This window comes from Shewanella sp. S1-58-MNA-CIBAN-0166 (genome assembly GCF_040310085.1).
GTDB lineage: Bacteria > Pseudomonadota > Gammaproteobacteria > Enterobacterales > Shewanellaceae > Shewanella.
The window spans coordinates 1-26,581 of sequence record NZ_JBEOPN010000026.1 but is presented as its reverse complement, the minus strand read 5'-3'; the positions used below and the strand labels follow the sequence as shown (position 1 = coordinate 26,581).

The following is a 26,581-nucleotide window of genomic DNA, read 5'->3' as shown; positions in this document are numbered from 1 at the left end:
TTATCTAGTCACCCTAAGGCCATATTTCTCCATACGGCGATAAAGGGCTTGTCGACTTAAGCCAAAGGATTTTGCTACTCTGGCAATGACGCCATTATATTGCGCTAAAGCGTCTTCTAGCTGTTGCTTATCGGGTTCGCAAATCGACTGAGTATCATCAATGCCCTGATCTTGTTGGCCAAGATGATGCTCAACAACAAGCGCATGCTGGGTAGCTGCACCGCCATTAGCTATCGCCATCAAGCCAAAATCATCAATCGTTAATTGTGGTGACTTAGCTAGCAACGCAGCCCTTTTACAGGCATTTTCTAATTCACGCACATTGCCCGACCAACTATGATTAATTAACGCCTGCTGGGTCGACTTATCAAGGCTAAAATGAGCACCTATAAAGTGTTTCACTAACGGTAAAATATCGTCCTGGCGTTGATTCAATGGTGATATGGCTAGCTCAATGACATTTAAGCGATAAAATAAATCTTCACGAAAACGCCCATGAGCAATGTCGTCGGCTAAATCCGCGTTGGTAGCACTAATTACTCGCACATTCACTTTGCGGGTTTGATGACTGCCTAAACGTTCAAACTCACCGGTTTGTAATACCCGTAATAACTTTACTTGGCCAGATAATGGCAAATTACCAATTTCATCTAAAAATAACGTGCCACCATCGGCAGCTTCAAAACGGCCCATACGGGTTTTATTGGCGCCCGTAAAAGCGCCCGCTTCAGCGCCAAACAATTCGGCCTCTAATAAATCCATTGGTAAAGCACCAATGTTGACCTTAATAAACGGTTTGTCTTTTAATGGCGAGTTGGCCTGTAAAATATCGGCTATTTTGTCTTTGCCCGCGCCATTGGGGCCAGTGATCATCACCGACACATCGGATCGCGCAACTTGCAATGCCAAATCAACACAGCGCTGCATCGCGCCACTACCAAAAATTAAGCCACATAAATCGGCGCCATTAATGGCCGACATGCGTTCACTGTCTATCCGGGTTAATTGGCTATTTTGCTGAGACAGTCGATAAATTGATAATAGGTTACTAATACTATTGAGCAGCTTAGCATCATCCCACGGTTTACCCATGTAATCGGCCGCACCGGCTTTAACCAACTCGACAGCGGTTTCTAATTGGGTCCACGCAGTCATTAAAATAATCGGTAAATTAGGCTGTAACTGACGCAATGCGTAAAACAGTTGCTTGCCTTCTTCACCCGAGGTGGTGTCGCGGCTAAAGTTCATGTCTTGGATCACCAAGCTGATTTCTTTGTTGGTGACAATCTCAACGGCAGCTTCTGGTGAGTGACAAAAAATAGCTTGATAGCCATGCAGCTCAATCATTAGCGCAAGCGCTTGGCAAATGGCATGATTGTCATCAACAATTAAAATATTATCCATTACGATGATGTTGTTCTCATTGAGTTATATCCAAATATCTGTATTTATTAGTCACGTTTATAAGCCTAGCACGCTAGGGCAAAATTCAATACATTAGCAATGACTGTCTCGCATAGAGTCTCAAGCTGAGTACCAAGCTGAGTACCAAGCTGAGCCTCTAATGGTATGCGGTCTACACACTGCGCGTTGCCATGGCGGGTGAAATATTAGCCGCCTTAGCTGCGGGCACTATTACCGCTAGCGTAGTTACAACCAGCAAACCAATAACAGAGATAATCGGATAAATCACCGGTACCATAGGTAAGCTATACAGTGACATTAATTGCTGCCCAAGTACCAAAGATAGCATGCCACCGATGACCCCACCGACAATACAAATTAGGTAATTTTCCACCATAAAGTATTCAATAATGTCACGCTTACGTGCACCCAGCGCGCGGCGAGTGCCTATTTGTTTGGTGCGGCGTTGAATATTAAACATCACCATACCGGTTAATCCCAACGCTGTAATTAACAACAATAACACCACCATAATACTTAACACTGTCGCCATTAAACGGTGGTTACTGTAAGTTAAATTTTTAATTGTGGTGAGGGTTTGGAAGTTCTCCACTACACGGTTTGGGTTTTCTGCATGCAAGGCTTTACTAATGGCTTCTTCTAACACTGGAATATGTTCAGGTAATGCCCGCACCATGTATGATTTATTACTACTACTGCCACCAAAATCGATATTCTGGATCACGCTGTATTCAAAGTTTTCGTGGTCAACCCAAGCACCTTGCAGCTTATCCACTACGCCTATAATGGTCACGGCTTGCTCACCTTGATACATGGTTTTACCTAAAGGCGACTCATCGCCCCAAAAGGCTTTGGCTAACGGTTGCGACACTAACGCCATCATGCCGCTGTCATCTAAGCTGGTATTAATTTCATCGGCGGTAAAATTTCGCCCGGCAATTAACTTCGCTCCCATCACATTGAGTAAGTGCTCATTACCCAAGTAAAAGGCAAACCCAGGGGTACTTTTAGCGGTATCGGCATCTGGGCCGTCAACATAGCGATCCATCCATCCGCTGCCGCTTAACGGCAACATATTGCTGTAACTGGCATCAATCACATTGGGCAGCGAACGCAAAATTTGTTGGTCAACTTGGTTCTGTTTCATGTTGTCGATAGCAGGATCGAAATTATACAGGTTAAAGGTCAGGATCTGATCTTCGGCATAGCCAGATTCTCGCTGCATTAGCGACAAACGTTCGTTAATAATAAAACTCGCATTGGCGACTATCGCAACCGACAAAATAATCTGCAATAGCAATAAAACCGGCGCACTTTTACTGCGCATTAAACTGGATAAAATCGGTTTGATATGTAACATGGTGATGTCCTTTCTTAAGCTTAACTGGAGTTATTGGGCTTTTAAATACACACTGGGTTTAGTGCGGCACACCACCCAAGCAGGGTAAACCCCAGCCAATACCGCGGTAGAAATAGCAATTAATGGCGTGATAATCCACATACTGGCATCAAGTCCAGTAACACTTTGGTCCATTGAAAAATAGCTATGCAGCGCCGTTAACGACCCCCAAGCCCATAACAAACCCACTACGCCACCGATAAAACCAATCATACCCACTTCGACCATATACTGACTAAAAATCTGTCCACGGCTGGCACCAATAGCACGACGAACACCCACCTCTGGCGCACGCTTTAAAAACTTGGTTAGCAACAGCCCGAGAATATTCACCAAGCACACGCTTAAAAACAGCAAGCTTAAGCCGACTAATATTTTATTATCTTTAGGCACCACATCGTTATCTTCGAGCCATTTCGCGATGTCGCTAATTTGCACTGACTCGCTAGGGGTTTTAGCGGTATCAGTAAAGCGGCCGAGCGCTCTTTGCTGCTCAACATAACGCGTTAACCAGCCTAAAAAGCTTTGTTTCTGCTCATCGGTGTTCAGTTCAGTCCAAAATTGAATCCATACTTTTTCTGACGCTAAGCGGTCGCTGTATGTGATCATGGGTTCGAACTTCCAACCGCTGGTGTTACCCCATACATCAAATTCTTCTTGGCCTGTTAACGAAAACGGAATGAATATCTCTTCAGCATCATTAAACGCACCATTTAGTGGATCGTAGTATTTAGGTTGCGGATTCCAGTCATCAATCACCCCAACAATTTGATAAGGTTTACGGTCTAAAAAGAGTGTTTTGCCTACGCTATTTTTACCTTCAAAAAAGCGTAAATTTAATTTTTGACTAATCACTACTTGGTAAGCTGGGCGTAAATCAACACCGGTATCCCAGTAACTGCCATAAATAAAGGGTACCGAAAAAATCCTAAAAAAGTCTCTGTCGGTTAACCGAACGCTGTTCAACACGGGTTCAATTTTAGGATTGTCAGATTGCAATGCTAAGCCAGTTCGATAAGTCGCTGCTTTGAGGCTTAATTCTTTGTTATTGCGTAAGTTCATCGCATCCATATAGGTGATGCTTGGAATAAACTCATCCCAGGTATCCAAGCCTTGGCTCCACAACTGCACTGAATTAATCACCTCACTGCGATCGCCCGCCGGATTATAAGACATAGTTTTATAGACATTGAGCGTAGTGATAGTAATGCCGATACCAATCGAAATCGCTAATACCATCAACATCGATAACATCGGCGTTTTACGGATACTTCGCCACGCTAAATCACAATAGTAAAAAAACATAGTGTTCCCCTTAGCGAGTGCCGGTAGCAGCTGGTTGGTACATCGAAAAATCACATACTTGACCATCAACAATTTGAATATTGCGCTGGGCACGACGCGCAAGCTCTGAGTCATGTGTCACCATAATAATGGTGGTGCCTTGTTGATTGATATTTTCAAGTAATTCCATCACCTGGCGCGCCATTAAGCTGTCTAAATTACCGGTTGGTTCATCGGCTAATAAAAACCGTGGTTCGCCTGCTAATGCACGCGCAATAGCGACACGTTGTTGTTGTCCGCCAGACAATTGCGTCGGTAAGTGTTTCATCCGCGCACCTAAGCCGACTTGTTCTAATGCAGATTCTACTCGGCGCTTACGCTCACTGGCATTCATACCGCGATAACGCAATGGCACTTCAACATTTTCGGCCAGATTAAGATCGGGAATAAGGTTGAACCCCTGAAAGATAAAGCCAATTTTTTCATTACGGACTTTAGCGCTTTTGTTGTCACTTAAATTCGACACATTAACGCCATCAAGGCTGAACTCGCCAGAAGTAAAGCCTTCGAGCAAACCCGCAATATTCAAAAAAGTGGTTTTACCTGAACCAGACGGGCCTGTCACCGCAACAAACTCACCTTCTTTCACTTCAAGGTTAAAGTCGCGTAGCGCATGGGTTTCAACTAAGTCAGTTTTGAATACTTTACTGATATTTTTCATGGATAACATAATGGCTTCCTTGGTTAATTCGGTTGTCGCATCCCAGCGCCTAGGGCTGATAATGTCAATCTTGCAAATCTGAATACGGCTTTGTTAAATACTTTTGTTTTTAATGTTATTGGCGTCAGTGCCGTTAGTATTAGTCATGGCTAAAACAGCAGCTTAATCTTGACCATGTCGCTAATATCAATATGCAAACTAACGGTAGGACTAATATCTCTTAATCGATTCGAAACCTGGCTACTCATGTCAATTAATTGCAAACTAACCGATAACCAATCTGTATGATTATCAATGCGATAACTCACCGCTATTGCGAGAACAAATAACGCCAGTAGCGCGATAAGCTGTCTACGTTGAATAAAAGTCATAGAATGTCCTTACTCAGTTGAGTGTTTGGTTATTTGATTCGTTATTGATTTAGCTATCGACTTAATTATCAACTTAGCTATCGGATTTGAATTGTTGGATCATTTTTAAAGGTTTCGGTACCGGATATCACCCATACATCACCTGCTTCACCGCCTTCAAGCACTTCAACCTGGCTCATACTGCGTGCGCCCAATTTAACGACTTTCTTATGAGCAACAGCGTCACTCACTTGATAAGCCACTTCGCCGCCCATATTGAGAAAATCACCGCGTTTCACTATCAACACATTGGGTCTGTTTTCCAGTAAGACTCGGGCAGACAAACGCTGATTTTGACGTAACGACAAAGTGTTACTGTCAGCAAAACGCACTCGGGCGGTCACTTCACGATTACGTACTTCGGGTGAAATTGACGATAATTGGCCTACCACATTAACGTTACCAAAACTCAGCTCGACATCCATCCCTAAACCCAGTTCATCGGCATAAGACTCTGGCACAGCTAACTCAGCTTCAAAGGCAGTTAAATCGACCACAGTTAATATTGGTTGGCTGGCGGCAATACGGGCTTTTTGTTCCACCAGCCAGTTACCAATAATGCCGCTAACCGGCGCGATAATACTCAAGGCGTTGGCTTGACGAGTTAACTCTCTCACGACTAAAGCCTGGCGTTGTACTTCAAGGGTGCGGTTTTTAATTTCAAAACTGAGGGTATCGCGCATAAGCTCGACTTCTTGCTGGGCATGCTTATGTAATAATTTGGCTTTGTGTAAATCATCTTTGCTTTTTTCAAAATCGATTTTGCTGATCAAACTCGACTCAATCAATTGATCGCCACGACGGCTTTCACGATCAGCCGCTTCTAAATCCACTTTCGCCATGTCTAAAATCTGGCTAACACGCAATTGCTCGCGGCGGGCATCTAACTTGGCACGCTCTAAACTGCCCTGCATGCCTTCAAGCATCGACTGCTGTTGTTGCAATTCACTTTGTAAACGCGGACTTTCAATCTTGGCTACCACTTGCCCCAGCTCAACCTCATCACCAGGCTGACTTAATAACGTCACCACACCTTCTTCCGTGCTATATAAAATGGGCGCATTGGCCGCGACAATTTTACCGGTAGTGGCAATATCACGCACCAACGTGCCACGGGTTAAGGTTGCCAAACGTAAATCTGCACCATCAACCGAACGTTGATTACTGTCATGACTTAAACTCGCCCACACCAACGCGCTCATCAATATGGCACCGCAACCTATCATCAAGGGTAAGCGCAATTTACGGCCTAACTTAGGCGCAATAACAGTATCTTGGCTACTTGTGTCTTTAATCATCTCAGGTCCTTAGGTAACGCGCTGACCGCACCCACCTCTTCACATTTATGCCAAGATAAAGCACAAGCCATGCCAATAGTTATTTATTGTTATTTTTCATAATGATATAAATTTAAAAAGATAACCGAACACCCTAAAAGTGTCCGCGGACAGCGCTGAAAACTGTCCGTTCATTGAGAAAGTGTCCGAGCGGACACTTTTGATTTTGCTTTGTACTTATGTACTTTATGGCCTGCGGCCACTAACGTCGTGGCGCTTCGCCCACACCAGACCAAGAGGAAACCAACGGCTGCTCCCTCTTGGAACTCCCAGCCGCCCCGCAACATTTTCTGAAAAGCGAAAAGGTCGCAATGGGGTTAGCTTTAACTTTGACCGGCATCTGTAACCGGCCTCGGCCTTATTCGAAAATGCTAACGCTTCCGATGGGGCGTCCCTTCCCCTCGTAAGCTAGCTGGCCGTCCATGGCCAGCTCACGCTATTTTCTTCAACGGCCTCAAGTTCAGAGTTGAATTTGGACATTTCAAGCTGAGGTATCTAAGTCATTTATGGGCAGAAGCATTTTAGAGAAGCCAATGTTTCAATTTACTTTTTATAAAAGTTACTCTGACCACGCTAAATTTCTAAATCGAGACATACTGATTTACTTTGCTAACAAACCCGTTCAACTTGGTTTAACGCCAACAATAAGTAAATGACAAATTGCTAAAACAAGCATTCCCGAAAGACGACAGTTATTTGGCTTTTTGATTAGCTTATATTTTATTTAACTCTTGAGACAAAACACTTTCCATTGTGTCGTGTTGCGGTAGTTGTTTTTCAAGTATATCAACTAGTTCATTATATTTAGGTGAAGCACCAAGTTGTGGCAATAATATCGTTAAAATAACTAAGGGAATAGCCAAATAGGCAAACTGTTCTTCAGGTAAAACACCAAACAACATGGCGATTAAAAGGCCAACTAATATCGCAAATAACACTGGCTGGAACAGTTTACTTTTGTTTCGTGATTTAATGGCAGCTTTAACAACTGCCACTTCTTTTTGAGTCATATCCATTATCAAATATCCATAAAAAATAATGTTTTAGTATTTGTGCTTAACACGGTTTACAAAGCATAAATCACTTGTTGGACTTGGTCGATACCATATATACATTTTAGGTAACTTTTACTTAACATGATGCTGTAATCATTTTCTTCAACAGATCCAAGTTCAAGGTTGAATTTATACATTTGTAAGCTGAGGCTAACTCGTTTTTTAGACAAACGTTAGTTTAAGATATGGCCTGCGGCCACTAACGCTTAAGATCGCAAGGTTCCACCCTGCACGGGCCAAAAGGGGATCAACAGCAATCCCCTCTTGGATCACCCCTGCCGTTCCGGCAACATTTTCGCTATTTAACCAAACAACAGCAGCGAAAAAATTGCGACGGAAATTGAGCCAGCTTTAAACCGTATTTGAATCCTGCCTCGGCCCTTTTTGCAATAAAGAGTGAAAATGCTAACGCTTCCGATGGGGCGTCCCTTCCCCTCGTAAGCTAGCTGGCCGTCCATGACCAGCTCACGTCATTTTCTTCAACGGCCTCAAGTCCAGAGTTGAATTTGAATATTTCTAGCCGAGGCATCTAAGTCATTTATGGGCAGAAGCATTTTAGAATTTGAGTCTACTACCATTAGGGAAATGTATGGCTATGAGAGTCGTTAACGTCCTGTTAGCTATACTGTGCACTAATTGTTATAACATGATTTAATCACTGATATTAAAACCAATAGCTTTAGACAATCAGTTTTATTGTACGACCCGACTTTTCTTCCATGGGCGCTTTCATGTCTATTTAGTTTTGATGAGCTAACTTCACTATTAAACTCTATTTTTTGAAAATAGTTCTCAACTATTTCTTTAATATTATGTAATTTACTTTTGAGTTCAATATTACTATTTCCTGGTAATTCTAGAGTATTGTTTAGCCCATGAATGTAACGTATTTTTGTAAAATCACCATCATTTGCTAGAAATACCAACATTGCTTCAATTATTGAGAATAACGATGGAATACAAATATTGAAATAGCCTAATTCATAAGCTGTTATAACTTCTTTTAGCATTAAATCATATGGGGATATTAGTATTAAGCTAGGTCTATTTAACTCAGCTAAAACAATTGTATTAAACTCTCTTCCATAAAATAGTTCTAAGAGCTCAACATTCGATTTAGTTGAATTAGCTTTAAATTTAATATAACTATTTAAATTTATTCCATCTGGAAGACACCAGCCGTTTAATACAATATCACTGTCTAAACCAACGATTGCGCCCTCAATAATTCTATGGATTTTTAATAAATCATTCATATGTACAAACTCATTAATATAGCGCCCACTTAAGCGGACAGAAATAGTTGGCTAAAATAGTGTAGCGCAGCAAAACATAGCCAACTGTTTATGTTCCGTTTAAAGTGCTTGTAAAAAAACCATGCCACACATTGTTTAAACAGCAACCAACTTACAGCCTGAATATTTCAGCCCAGCAAAAGTGGTTGAGTCAAAAAAATAGTACCACCCATTATTTAAGCAGGTATCCAGACTAGGCATTGTTAAAACTCATCAAGTAGTCATTGTGCAAGAAGTAGTAATCGAGGGTACTTTTTACTAGGTAACACTTGACCAGATTGGCATAGACCTGCCAACTCACTTTTTAAGTTATAATCTCCTTCATGAATTGATACTAGGTAGAAAGATAGCCGCCATTCGTCAAACAAGTTTGGTTGTTCAATGTGTTCACAGACGTCAACTAACCTGCCATCATCAACACAGCTGAACTCCACACCTGATCCATGCTTTTTGAAGTTCCAATACATATCATCAACTTTAATTCTGCCATGCTTTGGCAGGTTGAATAACAATGAATAATTAGTACATTCCGGATGCTCATTCAATAAAGCTTTAGTCAGTTTTTTTTGTGTTGATATGAATACTTTTATATCTGCTAATAACAAATCTGTGCCACCCATCATTTGAATAATGCTTTTGAGACAAAAATCTGTCTACAGCATCGGCTCAAGATAACCAAACCCAATAAATATCAATTACTTGACCAAAATAAAGTGAAGTACCTTATTTTCTTTGTCGTTTCTTTCGCCGTAAGTCTCGAGCCATAGCCTCTGTCGTCGGGTATTTGGGTAGCACTAACCACAAAACAATATAAGCGAATACTGGAATGGCAAAAAATAGGCTCGTTAACAAAAATGCTAACCTGATGCTGTTTTTTCGTAAATGATAATACTCTGCAATACCGGAGCAAACTCCAGCAATAATCGCAGATTCTCCACGTGTTAGTACTTTTATATTATCTAGACTTTCCATGTCACCTCCAATTGGCTGTTAACGTTTTAGTATTCATGCCTTGAAATGTTGGCAGAGTTTAAATCATTTGTAGTGCTAGGCCGATGTCGCATCGGTAACTTTTTTACTCATCATATGATGCTATAGGAATTTGCTTTTTTACGGTAGTTTTTTGTACAATCTTACGGCTAATTGTCTGTTCTGATTACACCTTTTGAGGTAGGGTTTATTGTATTTCATCTTTTTCTTTGCTCGGTTATTGCTTTTCCCCTGATACACCTTGCTAACTCGGAATGAGGGAAACGAGCAATATGCCTTGCTTGTAAAGGGACAAATTCAACTCTGGACTTGAGGACGTTGAAGAAAATAGCGTGAAGCTCACATGGATGTGAGCTTAGCTTTCGCGGTACAGGATGTACCATCGGAAGCGTTAGCATTTTCGAATAAGGCCGAAGAAGATTTCAAACGAAGTCAAAAGCTGGATCAATCCCCATGGCGACCTTTTCGCTGTTTGAAAATGTTGCGGGGCGGCTGGGAGTTCCAAGAGGGAACAGCCGTTGGTTTCCTCTTGGTCTGGTGTGGGCGAAGCGCCACGACGTTAGTGGCCGCAGGCCATAAAAGCAACAAGTAAACACCCGGATTCCGGCTCAAAAGCATTACCGGAATGACAAAGTATTTGGCCCGTGCAGGGTGGAACCTTGCGATGTTAATTCAAACGAAGTTTGAACAAAAAAGCTGGATCCCGGCTCACAATCATTACCGGGATGACGGAATAAGTAATCGAATATACCGCCACGACGAAATAAGAAATCGATTATGCTGCACGACGAAATAAAGTCTTACTTTCTTACTTTATCCAACGCCTCACAAACCGCATTAACGCCTTGAATTGCCCTTGGGGTTGCCCGATGCAGTAAATCGGCATCAAACTGATATATATGCTGGTTTTTTACCGCGGGTAGCTCAGGCCAGTCAGACCAATTAATACCTAAAATATTGCCTTCATCTTGGCTTTGTAAAATCACTTGTGCGCCAGTTAGTAACACATTTTCGATGCTAATTTGTGGATACTCACTTGCTGCATCATAAAACACATTTTCACCATGGCACACTTCAATAAGGTTTTGGATCCAACTGCCCTTAGCAACTGTCATCAACGGTGTTGACCATAATTGATAAAACACTTTTACCGCAGGCTTCGTTTGGTTTTGCAACGTAATATCAGCCAATTGCTGACGATAGTCATCGGCCACTTGCTTGGCTTTAACCGAATGTCCGGTGAGTTTACCCAGCAGTTCAATATCCGTCGCAACATCAGCTAAGCTTTTAGGATCACTATTCACAACGGTAAAACCTAAATCACGTAACTGATTAATGTCTTCCATTTTATTACCGCTTTGCCACACCAGCACCAAATCGGGATTCAGTTCAATCACTCGCTCGATTTGAATACCGTAATAACCACCAATACTCGGAATATTCTTAGCTGCTGCAGGGAAATCGGCATAATCGGTGGTGGCAACAATTGAGTCGCCGGCACCAATAGCAAACAGCATTTCAACTCCATGAGGCGATAAAGCAATAATCCGTTTTGCCGGCGGCTTATCTTGTAAATCATCTGAAGCCGTCGATTCAGCCGCGGGTAAAATGAGTGATATAGACGAGAGCCCAATCACTGTGATGAGCGATAAAAATACACGTAGCAAAATACTGTCCTTAATCGAAATGTTTTTAGTAATGAATAGTAATAGTGGTGACTATTAGTGGTGACTATTAGTTGTGACTATTAGTAGTACTAATGGTTGCTATTAGTGGTTGCTATTAGTGATTGCTAGCACTCGTTATTTAATGATGGTGTTAACACAGATTATTGCACCAGTTTATCGGGCCAACCATGGTTATCAATGTAATTTACCAAATTTTTCGGTCGATAATTACTGTCATTCAGCCAGCGCGTTTTAACCGACTGATGCAATAATATCGGCGCTTGCTCGGGGTCAAGCTCGCGTATAAAGCGTTTTTTAACCCGATAAAAGCTGCGATATGAATCTTGAATATCCGCCATAGGATTAGGCAATAAAGCATCGGCTAAATGTAACTCGACCGTTAAGTTAACTGCTCGCGCTTGGCTTATCATCCACTGCAACGCTATATCGGACAAGGTGCTGCCGTCATCATTGGGGGCAACGCTACCACCAATATTACTGTGGGCGCCAATAAACCAAACCTGCTGTATGTCTATGCTGGTACGAGGTTCCCAAATGGTTGGTTCAAAATCGCTGCGATGCTCATCTAACGCGAGTGCATGGCGAGCCACTTTGACATTTCGGCCTAACTTGGCGTCATAAAACTCATCTTTATCTTCAAACATACCTAAAAAAGACAGCGGGATCCCCATCGCCCCTACTGTGTCCCACACGCCAACAAAAGCCACTTCACGTGAAGGATGCGAATGTTGCTGACGAAACGCCACAGAGCGATCACCATCTGGTGAAAAAGGTTGAGTTTTCATTTTATAGTGGTCAAACGCTTGCTGAATAAGCTTGGCATCTGGCCGAGTGACAATACCGCAATTATTGATGAGGCCACACAAACAACGCACTGTGTATGCACCACGGCTAAAACCAAACAGGTATATCTCGTCGCCAGGAGAGTAGTTTTGCACTATGTAGCGATAAGCATCCATAATGTTTTTATGTAAGCCGCGCCCAGTTGCCCCACCAATCATGGAGTCATAGTACGAACCAATTCCCCAATCGTAAAACACCTGTTGCGGTACACCATCATCAGCAATGGGTTTGATGGCTCTGGCGAGTTTAAGTACATTAGTGGCGTGATCTTTTTCAAGATCTTTTTCTGGCCGATTCCAGGTTCCATCGGCACAAATGACAATACGTTTATTCATATCAATCCCTGACATTCTCTGAGCGAACATTCATAAAAATTATCATAGCCATAATAGACTAAATGCTTATTTGCACCACGGTAAAAATAACCAATACTCGACAGCTCACTTAATCATTCGAGTAACTGACCATGATAACAGCAGAACAAAGTGTATTAATGATTGTAGACGTACAAGGCAAGCTAGCCCAGGTTATGCAGCAATCAGCTCAACTACACCAAAAACTTGCAGTATTAATTCAAGGTGCACAACTATTTGATATTCCGATTATTTGGTTAGAACAATTACCCAATAAATTAGGCCATACCAGCGACGAACTCGCACAAATATTATCGCAAACAACTAAACCTATCGCTAAAGAGCACTTTAGTGGCTGGCATTGTGAAGAAGCAAAACAACAACTTAAAGCATTAAACCGCAATAATGTCATTCTTGCGGGTATCGAAACCCATGTTTGCGTTTACCAAACGTGCAAAGATTTACTGGCCAACGACTATCAAGTGCATCTTGTTGCCGATGCTGTTGCATCAAGGGGTACAGACAATAAAGTACTTGGGGTGCAAATGATCCTTAATGATGGTGCCAATCTCACCAATGTTGAATCACTACTGTTTGAGCTACAACATGTTGCCCAAGGTGATCGCTTTAAGGCTCTACTGAAATTGATAAAGTAGCCATATGATAACGGTGTGGGTATGATGTTAAAAAATATAACAAAAACATCATACCGCTATGCATCAATTTGATCGGCCCATTATTATTTTATCCGCGCCTCGTTCAGGCAGCACTTTGTTGTTTGAAGTTCTATCAAAAAGCCAGTCTATATGGACCATTGGCGGCGAAAGTCATGCGCTGATTGAAACCATACCCAAGCTGAATATCGCCTATCGTCAATTTAGTTCTAATGCGTTAACGGAACAAGATATCGATGACGAATTACACCAGCAATTACTGCTACGTTTTAGCGATGCGCTGCAAGATAATCAGGGTAATAAACCCGATAGTATTGATACGACTAATATCCGCTTTTTAGAAAAAACCCCAAAAAACAGTTTGCGGGTCGACTTTTTTAATGCGCTGTTTCCCGACGCTTTATTTATCTATTTAGTGAGGGAGCCTAAAGAAAACATCAGCAGTATTATGCAAGCGTGGCGGTCGAATAAGTTTGTCACTTACCCAAATCTACCGGGATGGGATAAGCGTAATTGGTCGCTACTGCTACCAGAAAAATGGCAGCAACTTAATCGCCAGCCATTACAGGCTATTGCCGCGTTTCAATGGCAATCCGCTAATGAAGCGATTATGGATTCATTGCAAAAGATCGACAGTAATCGCTGGTGCATGGTGTCTTATGATCAATTAATTGCAGATCCTGCGAAAACCGTTAAGCAGCTATGCCAATTTACCGGTACTGATTTTGACCCTGCTTTAGCGCAATTATGCAGTAAGCCATTAGCGCATTCTCGCTACACCATCTCGACACCTAAAGCCAATAAATGGCTCGAAAATTATCATGACATCGCCAAAATTTGGCCGAGTACGGCTGCAACACTGAACAAAATCAATCGTCATTTACACCAGCGTGGTCATCCCATCTATGACACTCAATGGCAGCAACACGACATTGCAGAGCCTGTAGCACTGACACCCGAACCAACTGAAAAACTCGCTACGCCAAGCGAGCAAAATGTATCTCGTAACAGTCCCTGCCCCTGTGGATCTGGCAAACGATTTAAGCAATGCCATGGCCGTTTGAGTTAGCCGTTTGAGTTAGTCATTTGAGTAAGTCATTTGTAAATAGTCAGTAGAACGGGTAAAAATACCGGTTCAGAAAATCATAACATTAAGCGCCGCATTACAGAGAGCCCAATTATGAAGTTACCCCATGAGTTTTATCAGTTACCTTTTCGCTTTGATGTTGGTCAATTAGCCAACGAGATCGAGCAATTTACCGAAGCAGATTGGGTGACTCATCATGAAGGTTTTCAGGGTAATTCGGCTATTCCGTTAATCTCGGTCAATGGCGAGTTTAATAATGACTTTAAAGGGCCAATGTTGCCCACTGCGGCGTTAGCCAAAAGCCCTTATATCAAGCAAATACTCGCCTCATTTGGTGAGGTACTCAGCCGCTCAAGATTAATGCGCTTAGCGCCAGGTGCACAAGTGCCTCTACATTCAGACATTAATTACCATTGGTATAAACGTGTTCGAGTGCATATTCCCATTACCACCACTGAGCAAGTACAGTTTTTTTGCCATGACAAACAAGTGCATATGGGCGCCGGAGAATGTTGGATTTTCGACTCGTGGAAGCTTCACAAAGTGGAGAACAACAGCGACCAATACCGTGTTCATTTAGTCGTTGATTTAGCCGGTTCTAGTCAATTTTGGCGCACGGTATTTCAACACTCACGTTCAATCGCTGATGATCAATCAACAACATTAAACAGTCAATTCGTCGGTTTTAACCCAGACTCACCGGCAACCTTTATCACCGAGCAATTTAATGCCCCAGTGATCATGCCTGTTGCTGAGGTTGAATACTTAACTAATGAGCTGTTAACTGAGGTTAAACACAACCCTGTAAATCAGGTTGTAGATGTGAATGCATTTTCGTTATTAATAACAGACTTTGTTGCCGATTGGCGAATGTTATGGCTGCAATATGAGTGCACTAAAGCAGGTTGGCCGCATTATCATGCGCTACGTGAACAAACCATGATAAAAGCACTACAGTGCGCTAAGTCACTGCAACTGACCCATTCTGGTTCAGCGGTAAAGGCGTTCGAACAATTGGTTATCGTGGCATGTATGAATGTTGAACTTAGTGAGCAATTAGCAACACGCAAACAGGCTATTACTTCGTCAAAAAACTCACCAGAAAGCGCAAATTTAGCATCCGTAAAATCTGCATCAGCAACATCAACATCAACATCAACAATAATACCAAAAACAGCAGCTGAAAATAACGCTCGCACTATTGCTGCACCGCCATCTCGCAATAGTCCTTGCCCCTGCGGCAGTGGCGAGCGCTATAAAGCCTGTCACGGTAAAGTGAATTAGTGAGAAGAATACCTGCATAGGTTTATCTGAGAATATATACAAAAATGGCGCCCTGAGGCGCCATTTCTATAAAGTCAGCCAAACTAGGTTGTTTTGGCTTATAGCAAATTCTTATTCCAAGTTCTGCTTAACTAAAGAATTGCAGTGCTGCTTTTTTCGCAATGGCATCCAACTCGGCTATTTGCTCAGGTATAAAAGCTTGATATTTGTCTGCCTGACCAATTGCCTTAGGATTCATAGGCTGCCTAACTTGACTAGCGCTAGGCGTTAATACGGCTCGGTCAGACTCATAAAAGGTAAAACATTGCGCTTGAGTCGTTAACTCACAGTAATCTAATATGCGTTGAATTTGTGACTCTGGTTCACGCACTAATTGCTCAAAACAAACATGTAAAATCTCATTAGGGTACAACCTATCCCAATGTTGCATGATGTCTAAATAATGTTGCCAGTAACTTGAAATACCCGTAAACGAATACGAATAGTCATGGCCAAAACTGAAAAACTGCTTAAATACACTCAAGCCATTGTCGACGGTATTACGTACCACATTAATGATTTTTGCTTGAGGAAATAAGGTTTTAATTAGCCCAATGTGTAAAAAGTTATTTGGGTTTTTATCGATTACATAGGTTGGTGCATCGCTAAAGTAATGATTCACTTCAGCTAAATACCGTTGGCGGAATTGATCGATATGACTGGCAGAAAGCTGACTTAGTCTTGCATTATAGCCACCCGACATGTCCATTTGCAGCGCAAAGCGTTCCATAAACGGTAACTCATCGGTCGCGCCAACGTCACTGTGACAAGCCAAAATCTGCTCTACTAATGTGGTACCAGAACGAGGCATACCAACAATAAAAATTGGTGTTTGGCTCGCGGTCGGCAAGCTATCAATATGTGGCGATGGTGTATGCCCAAGTAGTGACAACACAATATTGGCAAACTGGGCTTGTTTAAACGGTCTGTGCTGCGCCATTATTTGATTGGCTAATAACATCGACTCACAGGCTTTATCGATTTGCTGTGTTTGCTCGTAAGCTTTACACAAAGCAAAATACACCAATGCCTGATTTTGTTTGCTTAACGACTCATCGGTTGCAAAACCTTGCAATAAGGTTACATAAGCCGTGCTGAATCGATACTGCTTTAAATCTGCCAAACTCCAATAGCCTACACCCACTTGCTTTGGGCTTAATTGAATATATTGCTGATAAAAATCTGCCGCTCGTAACGTGTCGCCTTTGGCTTTATAAATATGACCTAAATTAAGCTGCACAGCGGGTTCAGAAAAATCATTTGCTACACACCATTCAAAACATTGTTCAGCTAAGGCCATATCACCGACTTTAGTGGCGACTAATCCGAGTTTGTATTGATTTTCCCCTAGGTTACTTTGGGTGTTAATTAATTGTAATAAATACGTTTTCGCCAAGAAAAAGTCTTGTTTCACTTCAGCAATAGCCAATAAGCCAGTCAACACTGAAACCGCATGGGGATCAATAGTTGCTGCACTGACAAAATAGTTTTCGGCCTCGTTATATTGTTGTTGCTGTAAATGAATCTGACCTAATAAGCTCAATGCCCCAAGGTGTTTATCATCACGCTTAACCACTTTACGTGCGTACATTCTGGCCGATGAATAGTTTTTAGACTGAAACAGCGCTTCAGCTTGACTTAAATATTGTTCAATAATACTCAAACTAGGGTCCTTATTATTGTTTTGCTCACCCAAAGAATGGCTTAAATGCCTCGAAAATCAGAGTAACATAGAAAATAGTAAATTTTGACCACGCTATTGGCTCATATTGAACGAAATAATCAACTTCAGCGTACAATTATTTATATTCGCTACGAGTTAATGCGACACAAGTGAGATCTGATGAAAAATAATGAAGCTAAAGTGCCAACCAGTCGATTGTCCCGATTATCAAAAATGGGCGGACTGGCTTCTCGCCTTGCGGGTAATGTGCTGTTAGAAGGGGCAAAGCAGCTTAGCCAGGGTAAATCGCCGTCAATGCAACAACTGATGATGACCCCTAAAAATATTGGTCATGTGGCAGATAAGCTGTCGCAACTGCGCGGCGCTGCCATGAAAGTGGGGCAAATGTTGTCAATGGATGCCGGTGACTTAGTGCCTCCTGAATTGGCTGAAATATTGGCGAAGCTGCGTTCTGACGCTAAAGCCATGCCGCACAAACAATTAACTCAATTATTAGTTCAGCACTGGGGCCATGACTGGCTAGCACCTTTTGCCCAATTTGAACTGCGCCCGTTTGCCGCAGCATCTATCGGCCAAGTACATTTAGCCTATTTGGATACTGGCGAAAAGCTGGCGATAAAGATTCAATATCCAGGGATCCGCGACAGCATCGACAGCGACATAGATAACGTTGCCAGCCTATTAAAAGTCTCGCGGTTAATCCCCGCTAACGTAAAACTCGATACTTTATTGGCCGAAGCTAAAGCGCAGTTACATAACGAAGCAGACTATCACTTTGAAGCACAGCAAATCGCACTCTATCAGCAACAGTTAGGCGACAGTCCTCACTTCATCGTGCCTAAGGTGTATCCGAAATTGAGCAACGACAGCATTTTGTGTATGCAATATGTTGAAGGCTCCGCGATTGAATCGGTCGAACAGTATCCGCAAGACATTCGTGACAAGGTTGCAAGTGCCTTGATGGAGCTGTGTTTTAAAGAGCTGTTTTGTTTTCAACTGGTGCAAAGCGATCCTAATTTTGCCAATTTCCAGTATCAAGCCGACAGCCAGAAAATTGTATTACTCGACTTTGGCGCCACTCGCACCATTAGCGACCCATTATCGCAAGGTTATATGCAATTGATGCAAGGTGCGATTGCCGATGATAAACAACAAATGATACAAGCGGCACAACAAATCGGCTTTTTTCAAGACGCCATCGACCCACAACAAAAACAACTGATTATTGATATTTTTTACCAAGCTTGTGAGCCATTACGTACTCAAGGAACGTATGATTTTGGTGCAAGTAATTTGGCTAAAAGGATCACTCAGGCAGGTAAAGCCATGAGCACTCAACAAAATGAATGGCACACACCACCAACCGATGCTATTTTCATACATCGCAAGTTAGCAGGCATGTATTTATTAGCCGCTAAACTTAACGCCAATATTAATGTACACGCCCTGTTTAATCAGGTAGTTAATAGTAAAAACGAATAAGTTAACAAATAAGTAAAATAGATAAATAAAATTGGTGTTTATTCACCCCAACAAGGAGAGTCACAATGTTCAGCCACATCATGCTTGGTGCTAATGATATCGACAAATCAAAAACCTTTTACGACGCCACACTTGGCGCACTAGGCATTAAACCTGGGATGATTGATCCTAAAGGCCGTTGTTTTTATGTTACTAGCGCAGGTGTATTTGCCCTCACTAAACCGCTTAATGGTGAACCCGCTTGTAATGGTAATGGCAGCACCATAGGTTTTCATGCCGATAGCGCAGAGCAAGCCAATGCTTGGCATGCTGCTGGTGTTGCGAGTGGTGGCGAAGCTTGCGAAGATGCTCCTGGTGTTCGCGACAGTCCAAATGGTCCATTATATCTAGCTTACTTACGCGACCCTTCTGGTAACAAAGTCTGTGTATTGCACAGACCAAAGGCATAATCGTCGTTATTTATAGTAACGTCTCTTATCAATAACTATGCCCAAATATAGATGAAACCAGTACGGTTTCATCTATTATTAATAGCTTAAGAATTAATAGCTTAAGAATTGATAGCTTAAGAATTGATAGCTTAAGAATTAATAGCTTAAGAATTGATAGTTTTGAATTAATAGCTTAAGGCTATTGCCCATCGATTCGTTCAACACTATCCGCTTAACTCAACCAATGTCATCAGGCATGACTTCCCTCTATGTTATCCATTACTCACAAATTCAGTGATACACTTTAACGCCTATTCTTTTCGACTGAACTTTGACTGAACGTTAATTGAGTACCATTATGTTTTCACGAATATTGATATTACTAGTTGGTTTTATTTGCTGTGTACCGCTTGCGATGAGCGCTGAGTCATCAGGCCAACTGACTATTACACCGCTCAGTAGCAATGCTTTGGTTACGGCTAACCAAGCTCAAGCGACACAAATCCAACTATTTGAATACCAGTCATATTTCAAAACTGAAGACTTTGGTTTGGTCGATGCTAATGGCTTAGTGGTTGTTGAAGGCAAAGAGGCTTATTTAATCGATACTCCATGGAGCGAGAAAGACACTATTGCGTTAGTCGAGTGGATAAAGCAGCAAGAGTTTGTACTCAAAGCCAGTATTTCGACTCATTCTCATGCCGACCGCACGGCTGGGATAGGTTATTTAAACAGTATTGGGGTTAGCACTCATGTGTCTGCAATGACTCAGAAAATATTGACCACACAACATCAAACTCTCGCAAATCAGCCGTTTGATGGTGACTCGTTTACCCTAGCTAATGGTTTACTCGAAGCTCGCTATTTAGGCGCTGGCCATACGCTAGATAACATTGTGGTATGGCTCCCTAAGGCGCAATTACTGTTTGGCGGCTGCCTGGTAAAAAGCGCTCACAGTAAGAGTATGGGCTACATTGCAGAGGCATCGTTAACCGATTGGCCAGTAACGATTAGTAAGGTTAAAGCGACATATCCTGACGCTGAGGTTATTGTGCCAGGGCATGGCGCCATTGGTAATGCTCAGTTGCTTGATCATACTCAAGGGTTGGTTAACGATTTCCTTGCCAAACTACGTTTAGATTAACATTCCAAAACAACCGAGCTCAGTAAATAATGCATCTGCTAGTTTGAAAGGGTAAAATAGCCGCCCTTTAGTGTAGTGAGTGTGTTTTTGATGTCTGTTAACGACCCGTGCTTTATTCCTTTTAATGATGCGATAGCTTTCAATAACACGCTTGCCGAACAAGGGTTACCTGAATCTTTTACCTTCCCGTTTTATTATCAACCTCATCCATTGACGATACTGGCAGCACAGCAGTTGCAGCAGGTGTTACTTGAGACGAATCCCTGGGGACATAATTTTGGCTTAGACAGCGAACATGACCTTGGCATGGTCATTGGTAAGATGTTTGGTGTGTTGGTGGTTAAAGACACGCACGGGCAACTTGGTTTTTTAGCCGCATTTTCAGGTAAGTTAGCCGACCAAAATATCTTGCCGCCGTTTGTGCCGCCGGTGTTTGATATGCTGACCCAAGACAGTTTTTTCAGTCATGAAAATAAACAGATTAACCAAATTAATCTGTCGATTAGTCAGCAAGAAGCCAATCCAGTACTGGCAACATTAACCGCGACGTTAACTGCGCAACAACACCAAGCGGAAAGTGAACTTGAGCAGCAACGTAACGCAATAGTTGAAGGTCGTAAAATGCGTAAGCTGCAACGTGAGCAAGCAGATGATGCATTAGCGCAAGCAAGCATTAACGACGATAGCCATAAAACATTGTCTATCGAGTTAAGCCGTCAAAGTGTGCAACAAAAGCATCAGCTGAACGCGTTAAAGCAACAGTGGCAGACTCAAATTGAAGTCACTAAACTGGCCTTAGATGCACTTGCGCAGCAAATCAAACAGCTTAAACGTCAGCGCAAACAACTTTCAAATGGATTACAAAACAAACTTTTTGCTCAATATCAGTTTTTGAATGTCTTGGGTGAAGCGCGAGATTTAAACGATATATTCAATGACGCACCTAACCATTTGCCACCTGCAGGTGCGGGTGAATGTGCTGCACCTAAGTTATTACAATACGCGTTTACACATCAATTGACCCCGATTGCCATGGCAGAGTTTTGGTGGGGTTCATCGCCTAAATCTGAGATAAAACAGCACAAAAACTTCTACCCCGCTTGTCACGGAAAATGCCGACCTATTTTGACCCACATGCTAAAAGGCATACAAGTTGATAACGATCCACTGTTGATTAATCCGGGTAAAGATCAGCACATTGATATTATTTATCAAGATGATGCGATGGTGATTATTAATAAACCTGCGGAACTATTATCGGTACCTGGCAAAAATATCACCGACTCGGTGTTTAGCCGTATGCAGCAGCTGTTCCCCAATGCGACGGGGCCGCTGATAGTCCATCGCCTAGACATGTCGACCTCAGGCTTAATGGTGATTGCTCTCACCAAAGAAGCCAACAAAGCCCTACAACAACAGTTTATTCAACGCAGCGTGACCAAACGTTATATCGCGTTAATTGAGGGGGTGCCTAGCCAAGATGAGGGTGATATTAGTTTGCCATTGCGGGTAGATTTAGACGACCGTCCTAAGCAGCTAGTGTGTTATGAACATGGCAAGCATGCCGAGACGCATTGGCAGGTATTTAAGCGTCAACAACATCAAACCTTAGTTCACTTGTATCCTAAAACGGGGCGAACCCATCAGTTACGCATGCATTGTGCTCATCATGACGGATTGCACATGCCAATAGTAGGTGATGATTTATACGGTGTTGCGACCAACAGATTGCATTTACACGCCCAATATTTAGGCTTAAATCATCCAGTGACCGCCGAAGATATGGTGTTTGAAATCAAAGCCGATTTTGAATAGAGCAGTCGTATAATATAATCGCTTTTTGCTGAAAGTAGAAACGATAAAACCGATATTGAATTAACAATATCGGTTTATTTGATTAGTCTCAGTTCTATTGATTAGAAGTTACTAGGTTGCTCTTCTAAATGCATTTGCTCGACTAAACCTTTACCAGTACGTTGTTGGTAGGTAGATTCCGCTTGTTGCATTCTACTACGGCCGCTCGTCACCATGTTTTGGCCTTGTTCAATTGAACTCTCGCCTTCAGCAACGTTGGTATTGCCGTCTTCAATCAGCTCTTTACCATCTGCATACTTATCATCAGCATCTTCCCAAGCATCGGCTACATCATCCAACCTGTCGACTAACACTACTGCACGGGCACCATTTTGAGCGCCGTTTAATGTATTCGCCATCGACTGAAATAGTTGACGTTGTTGCTGCGCAGCTTGTTTGGCTTGTGCTATTAACGCTTCACCTTCACGAATTTGGTTTTTACCTTTACCGATTAACTCACGCCCATCGATTAATAAACTGTTACCTTTTCTGAGGTCTTTTTGTCCTTGTTCCCACTGCTGAGACAAGTCGAGGTGTTGCTCACCTTCGGCTTTCACTTTAGACGCGAAATTATTCTGCGGTGCAGCACATCCAGATAGGCTAATAACACTGACAACAAACAAACTACACAGTACTGATTTCATGTAAACGTCTCTATATATGTGGTTAGGAAAGCGGCGCAATTAGATAGTTTAGTCAGTAAAATAGCAAGTACTGCGGCACATTAAATCGCGTTAATGAATCTAGTGTACTCGGGGGACAACAGCGCCGATTGATAAACTCAATAGTAAAAAACTCATCGACTTTTTATCTGTTTACTCAATTGATTTATTGCACCGTATCACCTCTGGCTATCAGTATGTTTTTGTCACTGCTAATGGGTAAAAATGCTAGTCATATCACTGGCTATTTACGCTGATAATTTTATTTGACGAGCATTCGCCATCACAATCGCGCCCCCGAAGAGTAAGCTTATTTGATCAGCTTTATAGCTGTTTATTCTTGAAAGAGATAAGCGAGTCAGTTTGATAGCAGCGTGCTTATATGGAGCAGAAAATACATGGCGGATTACTAACATCGACTTAATTCACGAGGATTAAGCAAGGAGGAAAAGTACAACAACGGCTCTAAAAAAGCGAACCTGGTGCTTTATTTAGTTAAAAAATACAGTGGTTAACTAATGGGTTAGCTTATCAATAAGCTAACCCATATAGATAAATAATGTTACAACTCAAACAACACATCAGTGCGGATAATGTATTTAACCCCAGAGAAAATAGGCTCTGAGCTGTGAATACAATGCAGCGGATGCATGCCATGTGGGAAACACAACACACTCCCCGCAGGCGTTCGCACATCAACTTGGCGCATATTATCACCGTGTTTTGCTGGTAAGCTTGGGTTGTCGGCATTGACTAAAAAGCGCGTTGCACCGCCTTCAAAGTCTTCTGTCAGTAAAATTAAAAATGTCAGCAGACTGTAGCGATCACCAAAGGCATCTCGCACTAACTGACCATCTACAACTTGGCTTCCAGGCCACGAACCATCTGAATGTGGCTTAAAGAAATCGCCTTCGTTATAGCGATAAAAACGAAAACGATTATTTAATCCTAAAGCAGCTTTACCACCAAAAATGCCCAAGTTATCATCCATAAGATGCTTAACTCTACTCCAAATCACTTGCTCTGTGGTGTTATCAACTACCCAGGTTAAGCTGTCGTTATGGCGTACATTGCGTGGTAATGACACCGCGGCGTCGGGTAAAAAGCCCATCGACTCACTGACCGAAATTAACCGTTTGCACTCATCTGGCGTCAATACATTCATTAATTGGAACGCACCTGGTACTTCGGCTAACATTTTTTTACTCACGTTAGCCCGCTCAGCATCCGTCAGCTCTGCTTCATTAAGCTCAGCCACATTAGCTTGATGATTAGCCCATGTTGGCAAAGCCGGATGTTCAGCACCGGGTTCTAGTGCCACCACAAAATAATCTGAATTTACACTTGTTGTGTTCATTTGTTTATACCTTTAACCATAAAATGGGCTAGCAATGCTTTACTAAAAAATGTGCTAATGACTGTTTACTAATGATGTTCTACAAATAAAAGCTTACTAATGACGGCTTACTCATCAATATGGGTTAAACCCAAAAATTAATAACTCATCACTCGCACTTGGGCAAATTGGCGATGCCCTGCAGCAGTACCATGAAAACCAAAACCACTATGCTTTGCTCCTACCCATGGAGCATTGCCCGCACCAGCACCTTGATTAACCCCAACCATGCCAGCTTCAAGTTGTTCAGCAACGGCTTTGGCACCTTGACCACCAAACACGACTGCAGCTAAACCATAGTGACTGTTATTAGCACGACGAATGGCTTCATCAATATCACTAAAACGGCTGATAGCCACCACAGGGCCAAAGGTTTCTTCACGTTCTAGGAGCATGTCAGGGGTAATACCTGAGACCACAGTAGGTTGAATAAACGGTAATGGATACTCATCACTACCGAGTAAAAAGCTCGCTCCTTTGGCTTTGGCATCTTGCAACTGTTCAAGCACTTTTTGGTGTTGGGTTGGATTCACTATGGGGCCAATATTCACATTAGCGTCGTCCCATTTACCGACACGGTAACGACTGGCTAAAGCCAACACCTTTTGTTCAAACTCATCAGCAATACGCTCATCCACGTAAACGCGCTCTGTTGAAGTGCACATCTGTCCGGCATTTTCAAACGAACTAGCGACTGCAAATCTAACCGCGGAATCGATATTAGCGCTAGCCATCACAATCAAGGGGTCATTACCGCCAAGCTCCATCACTAACCTTTTTAAGCCAGACGCAGCATTGGCCATAATGTGTTTACCTGCGGCCATCGACCCAGTAAACGCCACCATATTAATGTCTGCTGCCACTAATGCTTGGCCAAGGGCTTTATCACCTTGAACCACTTGCAACACATGTTCTGGCAACACCTTATTAAGGGTATTAATGAATAATTCGGCCACCAGCGGAGTTTGTTCAGACGGCTTTAATATCACACTGTTACCCGCAATTAAGGCAGGCATTAGTAAGTTGTTAGCCATGGCTATCGGATAGTTCCACGGCGAAATCACTGCCACTACACCTAATGGTCGATATTGTAATTCGGTGCGATTATCAACTTGTTCAGTGGTTAGTGCATCGCTTATTTCACCGGCAAAATAAGGTGCATTTTGCACTGTACCGCCAACTTCATAGGTGGCACGGCGATAATCTTTACCCATTTCTTGGCCAATTAATGTTGCCAGTTCATCTTGCACTGCCACAAGCTGCTGATATGCCTTAACCACATATTGTTGGCGTTCAATTAATGACAAACGAGCCCACGCCTTTTGTGCAACTTGAGCGTTGGCGACAACTTGTGGTAACTGAGATATCGCTAAGGTTTCAACACTGCCAACCGCAGTGGCTTCAATATGCTCTCCGCCATCGACTTTGTGATAACTAGCGGGATCGTAAGAGGTTAATACTGCCATGGAGAAACATTCCTTAATGGTACTAGTCTAATTAATGCCTATTTTGCTACAATGGAATACAAAAGCAACCAGTATACTTTTAGTAACCTAGAATAACTTAAGTTAAATTAATGAAAACTAAAATTGAAACAATGACTAACGGTCAAAAAAAAGTTATTAATGCTTGTGCTGAACCCTGCTCGGTCGAGCGTGGAATGCGGGTATTAGGCGGTAAATGGAAAGCATCGATATTATGGCACTTGCAAGATGGTCCAGTGCGATTTAATGATTTATCGCGCATGTTAGGCGGGGCGAGTAAAAAAATGGTCGATCAGCGCCTTAAAGAATTAGAAGCCCAAGGACTGGTGACTCGACATGTGATTAGTGACCGTCCTATTGCTGTGTCTTATAGCATTACCGAACTTGGCCGAACTGCATTGGATATTTTAGAACGTTTAAAAGATTGGGCTGATGAATATATTGTTTAACAAGGTACGATGGCCTGTTGAACATCACAGATGATTAATTAACCTGAACTCGGGATAAGAATTGAACTAAACGCCCTCTTTACGATCAGATCTTTCGACCAAGAAGGATTT

General features: G+C 42.4%; 24 protein-coding genes. 8 read left to right on the top strand and 16 right to left on the bottom strand.

All coding sequences use genetic code 11. The features are described 5' to 3' along the window. The 12 genes from AAEY99_RS15415 to AAEY99_RS15360 form a co-directional block, all read right to left on the bottom strand. Entirely contained in the window at positions 1 to 1,404 is a 1,404-nt protein-coding gene (locus AAEY99_RS15415; protein ID WP_192115766.1) for a sigma-54-dependent transcriptional regulator, read from the bottom strand. A 172-nt stretch (positions 1,405 to 1,576) separates the two neighbouring features. Beyond that, positions 1,577 to 2,785 carry an ABC transporter permease gene (locus tag AAEY99_RS15410; RefSeq protein WP_351011093.1) on the bottom strand — a complete coding sequence of 403 codons (1,209 nt, stop codon included), beginning with the start codon at positions 2,783 to 2,785 and terminating at the stop codon, positions 1,577 to 1,579. Positions 2,786 to 2,815: 30 nt separating this feature from the next. After that, positions 2,816 to 4,129 carry an ABC transporter permease gene (locus AAEY99_RS15405; RefSeq protein ID WP_351011091.1) on the bottom strand — a complete coding sequence of 438 codons (1,314 nt, stop codon included), beginning with the start codon at positions 4,127 to 4,129 and terminating at the stop codon, positions 2,816 to 2,818. Between the two features lie 10 nt (positions 4,130 to 4,139). Further along, positions 4,140 to 4,838: an ABC transporter ATP-binding protein gene (locus AAEY99_RS15400; protein ID WP_123883845.1), complete on the bottom strand. Its 699-nt coding sequence runs from the start codon at positions 4,836 to 4,838 to the stop codon at positions 4,140 to 4,142. Between the two features lie 140 nt (positions 4,839 to 4,978). Next, a complete protein-coding gene (locus tag AAEY99_RS15395) occupies positions 4,979 to 5,200 on the bottom strand; it encodes a hypothetical protein (RefSeq protein WP_351011089.1) in 222 nt (73 codons plus the stop codon). Positions 5,201 to 5,277: 77 nt separating this feature from the next. After that, positions 5,278 to 6,537 carry an efflux RND transporter periplasmic adaptor subunit gene (locus AAEY99_RS15390; protein ID WP_101085845.1) on the bottom strand — a complete coding sequence of 420 codons (1,260 nt, stop codon included), beginning with the start codon at positions 6,535 to 6,537 and terminating at the stop codon, positions 5,278 to 5,280. A gap of 752 nt (positions 6,538 to 7,289) precedes the next feature. Further along, on the bottom strand, positions 7,290 to 7,586 hold the full coding sequence (locus tag AAEY99_RS15385) for a hypothetical protein (RefSeq protein WP_351011087.1): 297 nt from the start codon (positions 7,584 to 7,586) through the stop codon (positions 7,290 to 7,292). Between the two features lie 677 nt (positions 7,587 to 8,263). Further along, positions 8,264 to 8,887 (bottom strand): hypothetical protein, encoded by a 624-nt coding sequence (locus AAEY99_RS15380; protein ID WP_350995800.1) that lies wholly within the window; start codon positions 8,885 to 8,887, stop codon positions 8,264 to 8,266. Positions 8,888 to 9,147: 260 nt separating this feature from the next. After that, positions 9,148 to 9,549: a DUF6896 domain-containing protein gene (locus AAEY99_RS15375; RefSeq protein ID WP_350995797.1), complete on the bottom strand. Its 402-nt coding sequence runs from the start codon at positions 9,547 to 9,549 to the stop codon at positions 9,148 to 9,150. Between the two features lie 100 nt (positions 9,550 to 9,649). Continuing rightward, a complete protein-coding gene (locus AAEY99_RS15370; RefSeq protein ID WP_351011086.1) occupies positions 9,650 to 9,898 on the bottom strand; it encodes a PspC domain-containing protein in 249 nt (82 codons plus the stop codon). Between the two features lie 818 nt (positions 9,899 to 10,716). Then, entirely contained in the window at positions 10,717 to 11,586 is an 870-nt protein-coding gene (locus AAEY99_RS15365; protein WP_502959503.1) for a cobalamin-binding protein, read from the bottom strand. A 158-nt stretch (positions 11,587 to 11,744) separates the two neighbouring features. Continuing rightward, the gene (locus tag AAEY99_RS15360) at positions 11,745 to 12,782 is read right to left on the bottom strand and encodes a T6SS phospholipase effector Tle1-like catalytic domain-containing protein (RefSeq protein ID WP_351011084.1); all 1,038 of its coding nucleotides are present in this window, start codon (positions 12,780 to 12,782) and stop codon (positions 11,745 to 11,747) included. Between the two features lie 131 nt (positions 12,783 to 12,913). On the opposite strand from AAEY99_RS15360, the gene AAEY99_RS15355 reads away from it, so the two are divergent. The 3 genes from AAEY99_RS15355 to AAEY99_RS15345 all read left to right on the top strand — a co-directional run bounded on the left by AAEY99_RS15355 (position 12,914) and on the right by AAEY99_RS15345 (position 15,845). Next, positions 12,914 to 13,456, top strand: coding sequence for an isochorismatase family protein (locus AAEY99_RS15355; RefSeq protein ID WP_351011082.1), 543 nt, complete (start codon positions 12,914 to 12,916; stop codon positions 13,454 to 13,456). A 58-nt stretch (positions 13,457 to 13,514) separates the two neighbouring features. Further along, positions 13,515 to 14,543 carry a sulfotransferase family protein gene (locus AAEY99_RS15350; protein WP_351011081.1) on the top strand — a complete coding sequence of 343 codons (1,029 nt, stop codon included), beginning with the start codon at positions 13,515 to 13,517 and terminating at the stop codon, positions 14,541 to 14,543. 111 nt (positions 14,544 to 14,654) lie between these two features. Next, positions 14,655 to 15,845: an aspartyl/asparaginyl beta-hydroxylase domain-containing protein gene (locus AAEY99_RS15345; RefSeq protein ID WP_351011080.1), complete on the top strand. Its 1,191-nt coding sequence runs from the start codon at positions 14,655 to 14,657 to the stop codon at positions 15,843 to 15,845. A 127-nt stretch (positions 15,846 to 15,972) separates the two neighbouring features. Here AAEY99_RS15345 and AAEY99_RS15340 read toward each other — a convergent pair whose 3' ends face one another. Next, on the bottom strand, positions 15,973 to 17,547 hold the full coding sequence (locus AAEY99_RS15340) for a tetratricopeptide repeat-containing sulfotransferase family protein (protein WP_351011079.1): 1,575 nt from the start codon (positions 17,545 to 17,547) through the stop codon (positions 15,973 to 15,975). 180 nt (positions 17,548 to 17,727) lie between these two features. Here AAEY99_RS15340 and AAEY99_RS15335 point away from each other — a divergent pair, with 180 nt between their 5' ends. The 4 genes from AAEY99_RS15335 to AAEY99_RS15320 all read left to right on the top strand — a co-directional run bounded on the left by AAEY99_RS15335 (position 17,728) and on the right by AAEY99_RS15320 (position 22,440). Continuing rightward, positions 17,728 to 19,050, top strand: coding sequence for an ABC1 kinase family protein (locus AAEY99_RS15335; RefSeq protein ID WP_351011077.1), 1,323 nt, complete (start codon positions 17,728 to 17,730; stop codon positions 19,048 to 19,050). A 65-nt stretch (positions 19,051 to 19,115) separates the two neighbouring features. Next, positions 19,116 to 19,499, top strand: a complete 384-nt coding sequence (locus AAEY99_RS15330; RefSeq protein ID WP_101085857.1) for a VOC family protein — start codon at positions 19,116 to 19,118, stop codon at positions 19,497 to 19,499. A gap of 340 nt (positions 19,500 to 19,839) precedes the next feature. Continuing rightward, positions 19,840 to 20,625, top strand: a complete 786-nt coding sequence (gene bla / locus AAEY99_RS15325) for a subclass B1 metallo-beta-lactamase (protein WP_192115753.1) — start codon at positions 19,840 to 19,842, stop codon at positions 20,623 to 20,625. Positions 20,626 to 20,715: 90 nt separating this feature from the next. Continuing rightward, entirely contained in the window at positions 20,716 to 22,440 is a 1,725-nt protein-coding gene (locus tag AAEY99_RS15320; protein WP_351011075.1) for an RluA family pseudouridine synthase, read from the top strand. Between the two features lie 101 nt (positions 22,441 to 22,541). Here AAEY99_RS15320 and AAEY99_RS15315 read toward each other — a convergent pair whose 3' ends face one another. The 3 genes from AAEY99_RS15315 to AAEY99_RS15305 form a co-directional block, all read right to left on the bottom strand. After that, on the bottom strand, positions 22,542 to 23,123 hold the full coding sequence (locus AAEY99_RS15315; protein WP_192115751.1) for a hypothetical protein: 582 nt from the start codon (positions 23,121 to 23,123) through the stop codon (positions 22,542 to 22,544). A gap of 580 nt (positions 23,124 to 23,703) precedes the next feature. Next, entirely contained in the window at positions 23,704 to 24,498 is a 795-nt protein-coding gene (locus tag AAEY99_RS15310) for a 2OG-Fe(II) oxygenase family protein (protein ID WP_192115750.1), read from the bottom strand. A 137-nt stretch (positions 24,499 to 24,635) separates the two neighbouring features. Then, positions 24,636 to 26,003 (bottom strand): aldehyde dehydrogenase family protein, encoded by a 1,368-nt coding sequence (locus tag AAEY99_RS15305; RefSeq protein WP_101085862.1) that lies wholly within the window; start codon positions 26,001 to 26,003, stop codon positions 24,636 to 24,638. A gap of 110 nt (positions 26,004 to 26,113) precedes the next feature. On the opposite strand from AAEY99_RS15305, the gene AAEY99_RS15300 reads away from it, so the two are divergent. Beyond that, complete coding sequence (locus AAEY99_RS15300) at positions 26,114 to 26,470, top strand: winged helix-turn-helix transcriptional regulator (RefSeq protein WP_101085863.1); 357 nt, start codon at positions 26,114 to 26,116, stop codon at positions 26,468 to 26,470. Positions 26,471 to 26,581 lie beyond the last annotated feature (111 nt).

Bases quoted from the DNA above. Each gene is read 5' to 3' on its own strand.
- AAEY99_RS15350 (WP_351011081.1), top strand. From the start codon at position 13,515: ATGCATCAATTTGATCGGCCCATTATTATTTTATCCGCGCCTCGTTCA.
- AAEY99_RS15405 (WP_351011091.1), bottom strand. From the start codon at position 4,129: ATGTTTTTTTACTATTGTGATTTAGCGTGGCGAAGTATCCGTAAAACG.
- AAEY99_RS15375 (WP_350995797.1), bottom strand. From the start codon at position 9,549: ATGATGGGTGGCACAGATTTGTTATTAGCAGATATAAAAGTATTCATA.
- AAEY99_RS15400 (WP_123883845.1), bottom strand. From the start codon at position 4,838: ATGTTATCCATGAAAAATATCAGTAAAGTATTCAAAACTGACTTAGTT.
- AAEY99_RS15315 (WP_192115751.1), bottom strand. From the start codon at position 23,123: ATGAAATCAGTACTGTGTAGTTTGTTTGTTGTCAGTGTTATTAGCCTA.
- AAEY99_RS15305 (WP_101085862.1), bottom strand. From the start codon at position 26,003: ATGGCAGTATTAACCTCTTACGATCCCGCTAGTTATCACAAAGTCGAT.
- AAEY99_RS15300 (WP_101085863.1), top strand. From the start codon at position 26,114: ATGAAAACTAAAATTGAAACAATGACTAACGGTCAAAAAAAAGTTATT.
- AAEY99_RS15385 (WP_351011087.1), bottom strand. From the start codon at position 7,586: ATGACTCAAAAAGAAGTGGCAGTTGTTAAAGCTGCCATTAAATCACGA.
- AAEY99_RS15355 (WP_351011082.1), top strand. From the start codon at position 12,914: ATGATAACAGCAGAACAAAGTGTATTAATGATTGTAGACGTACAAGGC.
- AAEY99_RS15395 (WP_351011089.1), bottom strand. From the start codon at position 5,200: ATGACTTTTATTCAACGTAGACAGCTTATCGCGCTACTGGCGTTATTT.
- AAEY99_RS15390 (WP_101085845.1), bottom strand. From the start codon at position 6,537: ATGATTAAAGACACAAGTAGCCAAGATACTGTTATTGCGCCTAAGTTA.
- AAEY99_RS15360 (WP_351011084.1), bottom strand. From the start codon at position 12,782: ATGAATAAACGTATTGTCATTTGTGCCGATGGAACCTGGAATCGGCCA.
- AAEY99_RS15335 (WP_351011077.1), top strand. From the start codon at position 17,728: ATGAAAAATAATGAAGCTAAAGTGCCAACCAGTCGATTGTCCCGATTA.
- AAEY99_RS15345 (WP_351011080.1), top strand. From the start codon at position 14,655: ATGAAGTTACCCCATGAGTTTTATCAGTTACCTTTTCGCTTTGATGTT.
- AAEY99_RS15370 (WP_351011086.1), bottom strand. From the start codon at position 9,898: ATGGAAAGTCTAGATAATATAAAAGTACTAACACGTGGAGAATCTGCG.
- bla (WP_192115753.1), top strand. From the start codon at position 19,840: ATGTTTTCACGAATATTGATATTACTAGTTGGTTTTATTTGCTGTGTA.
- AAEY99_RS15310 (WP_192115750.1), bottom strand. From the start codon at position 24,498: ATGAACACAACAAGTGTAAATTCAGATTATTTTGTGGTGGCACTAGAA.
- AAEY99_RS15410 (WP_351011093.1), bottom strand. From the start codon at position 2,785: ATGTTACATATCAAACCGATTTTATCCAGTTTAATGCGCAGTAAAAGT.
- AAEY99_RS15330 (WP_101085857.1), top strand. From the start codon at position 19,116: ATGTTCAGCCACATCATGCTTGGTGCTAATGATATCGACAAATCAAAA.
- AAEY99_RS15320 (WP_351011075.1), top strand. From the start codon at position 20,716: ATGTCTGTTAACGACCCGTGCTTTATTCCTTTTAATGATGCGATAGCT.
- AAEY99_RS15415 (WP_192115766.1), bottom strand. From the start codon at position 1,404: ATGGATAATATTTTAATTGTTGATGACAATCATGCCATTTGCCAAGCG.
- AAEY99_RS15380 (WP_350995800.1), bottom strand. From the start codon at position 8,887: ATGAATGATTTATTAAAAATCCATAGAATTATTGAGGGCGCAATCGTT.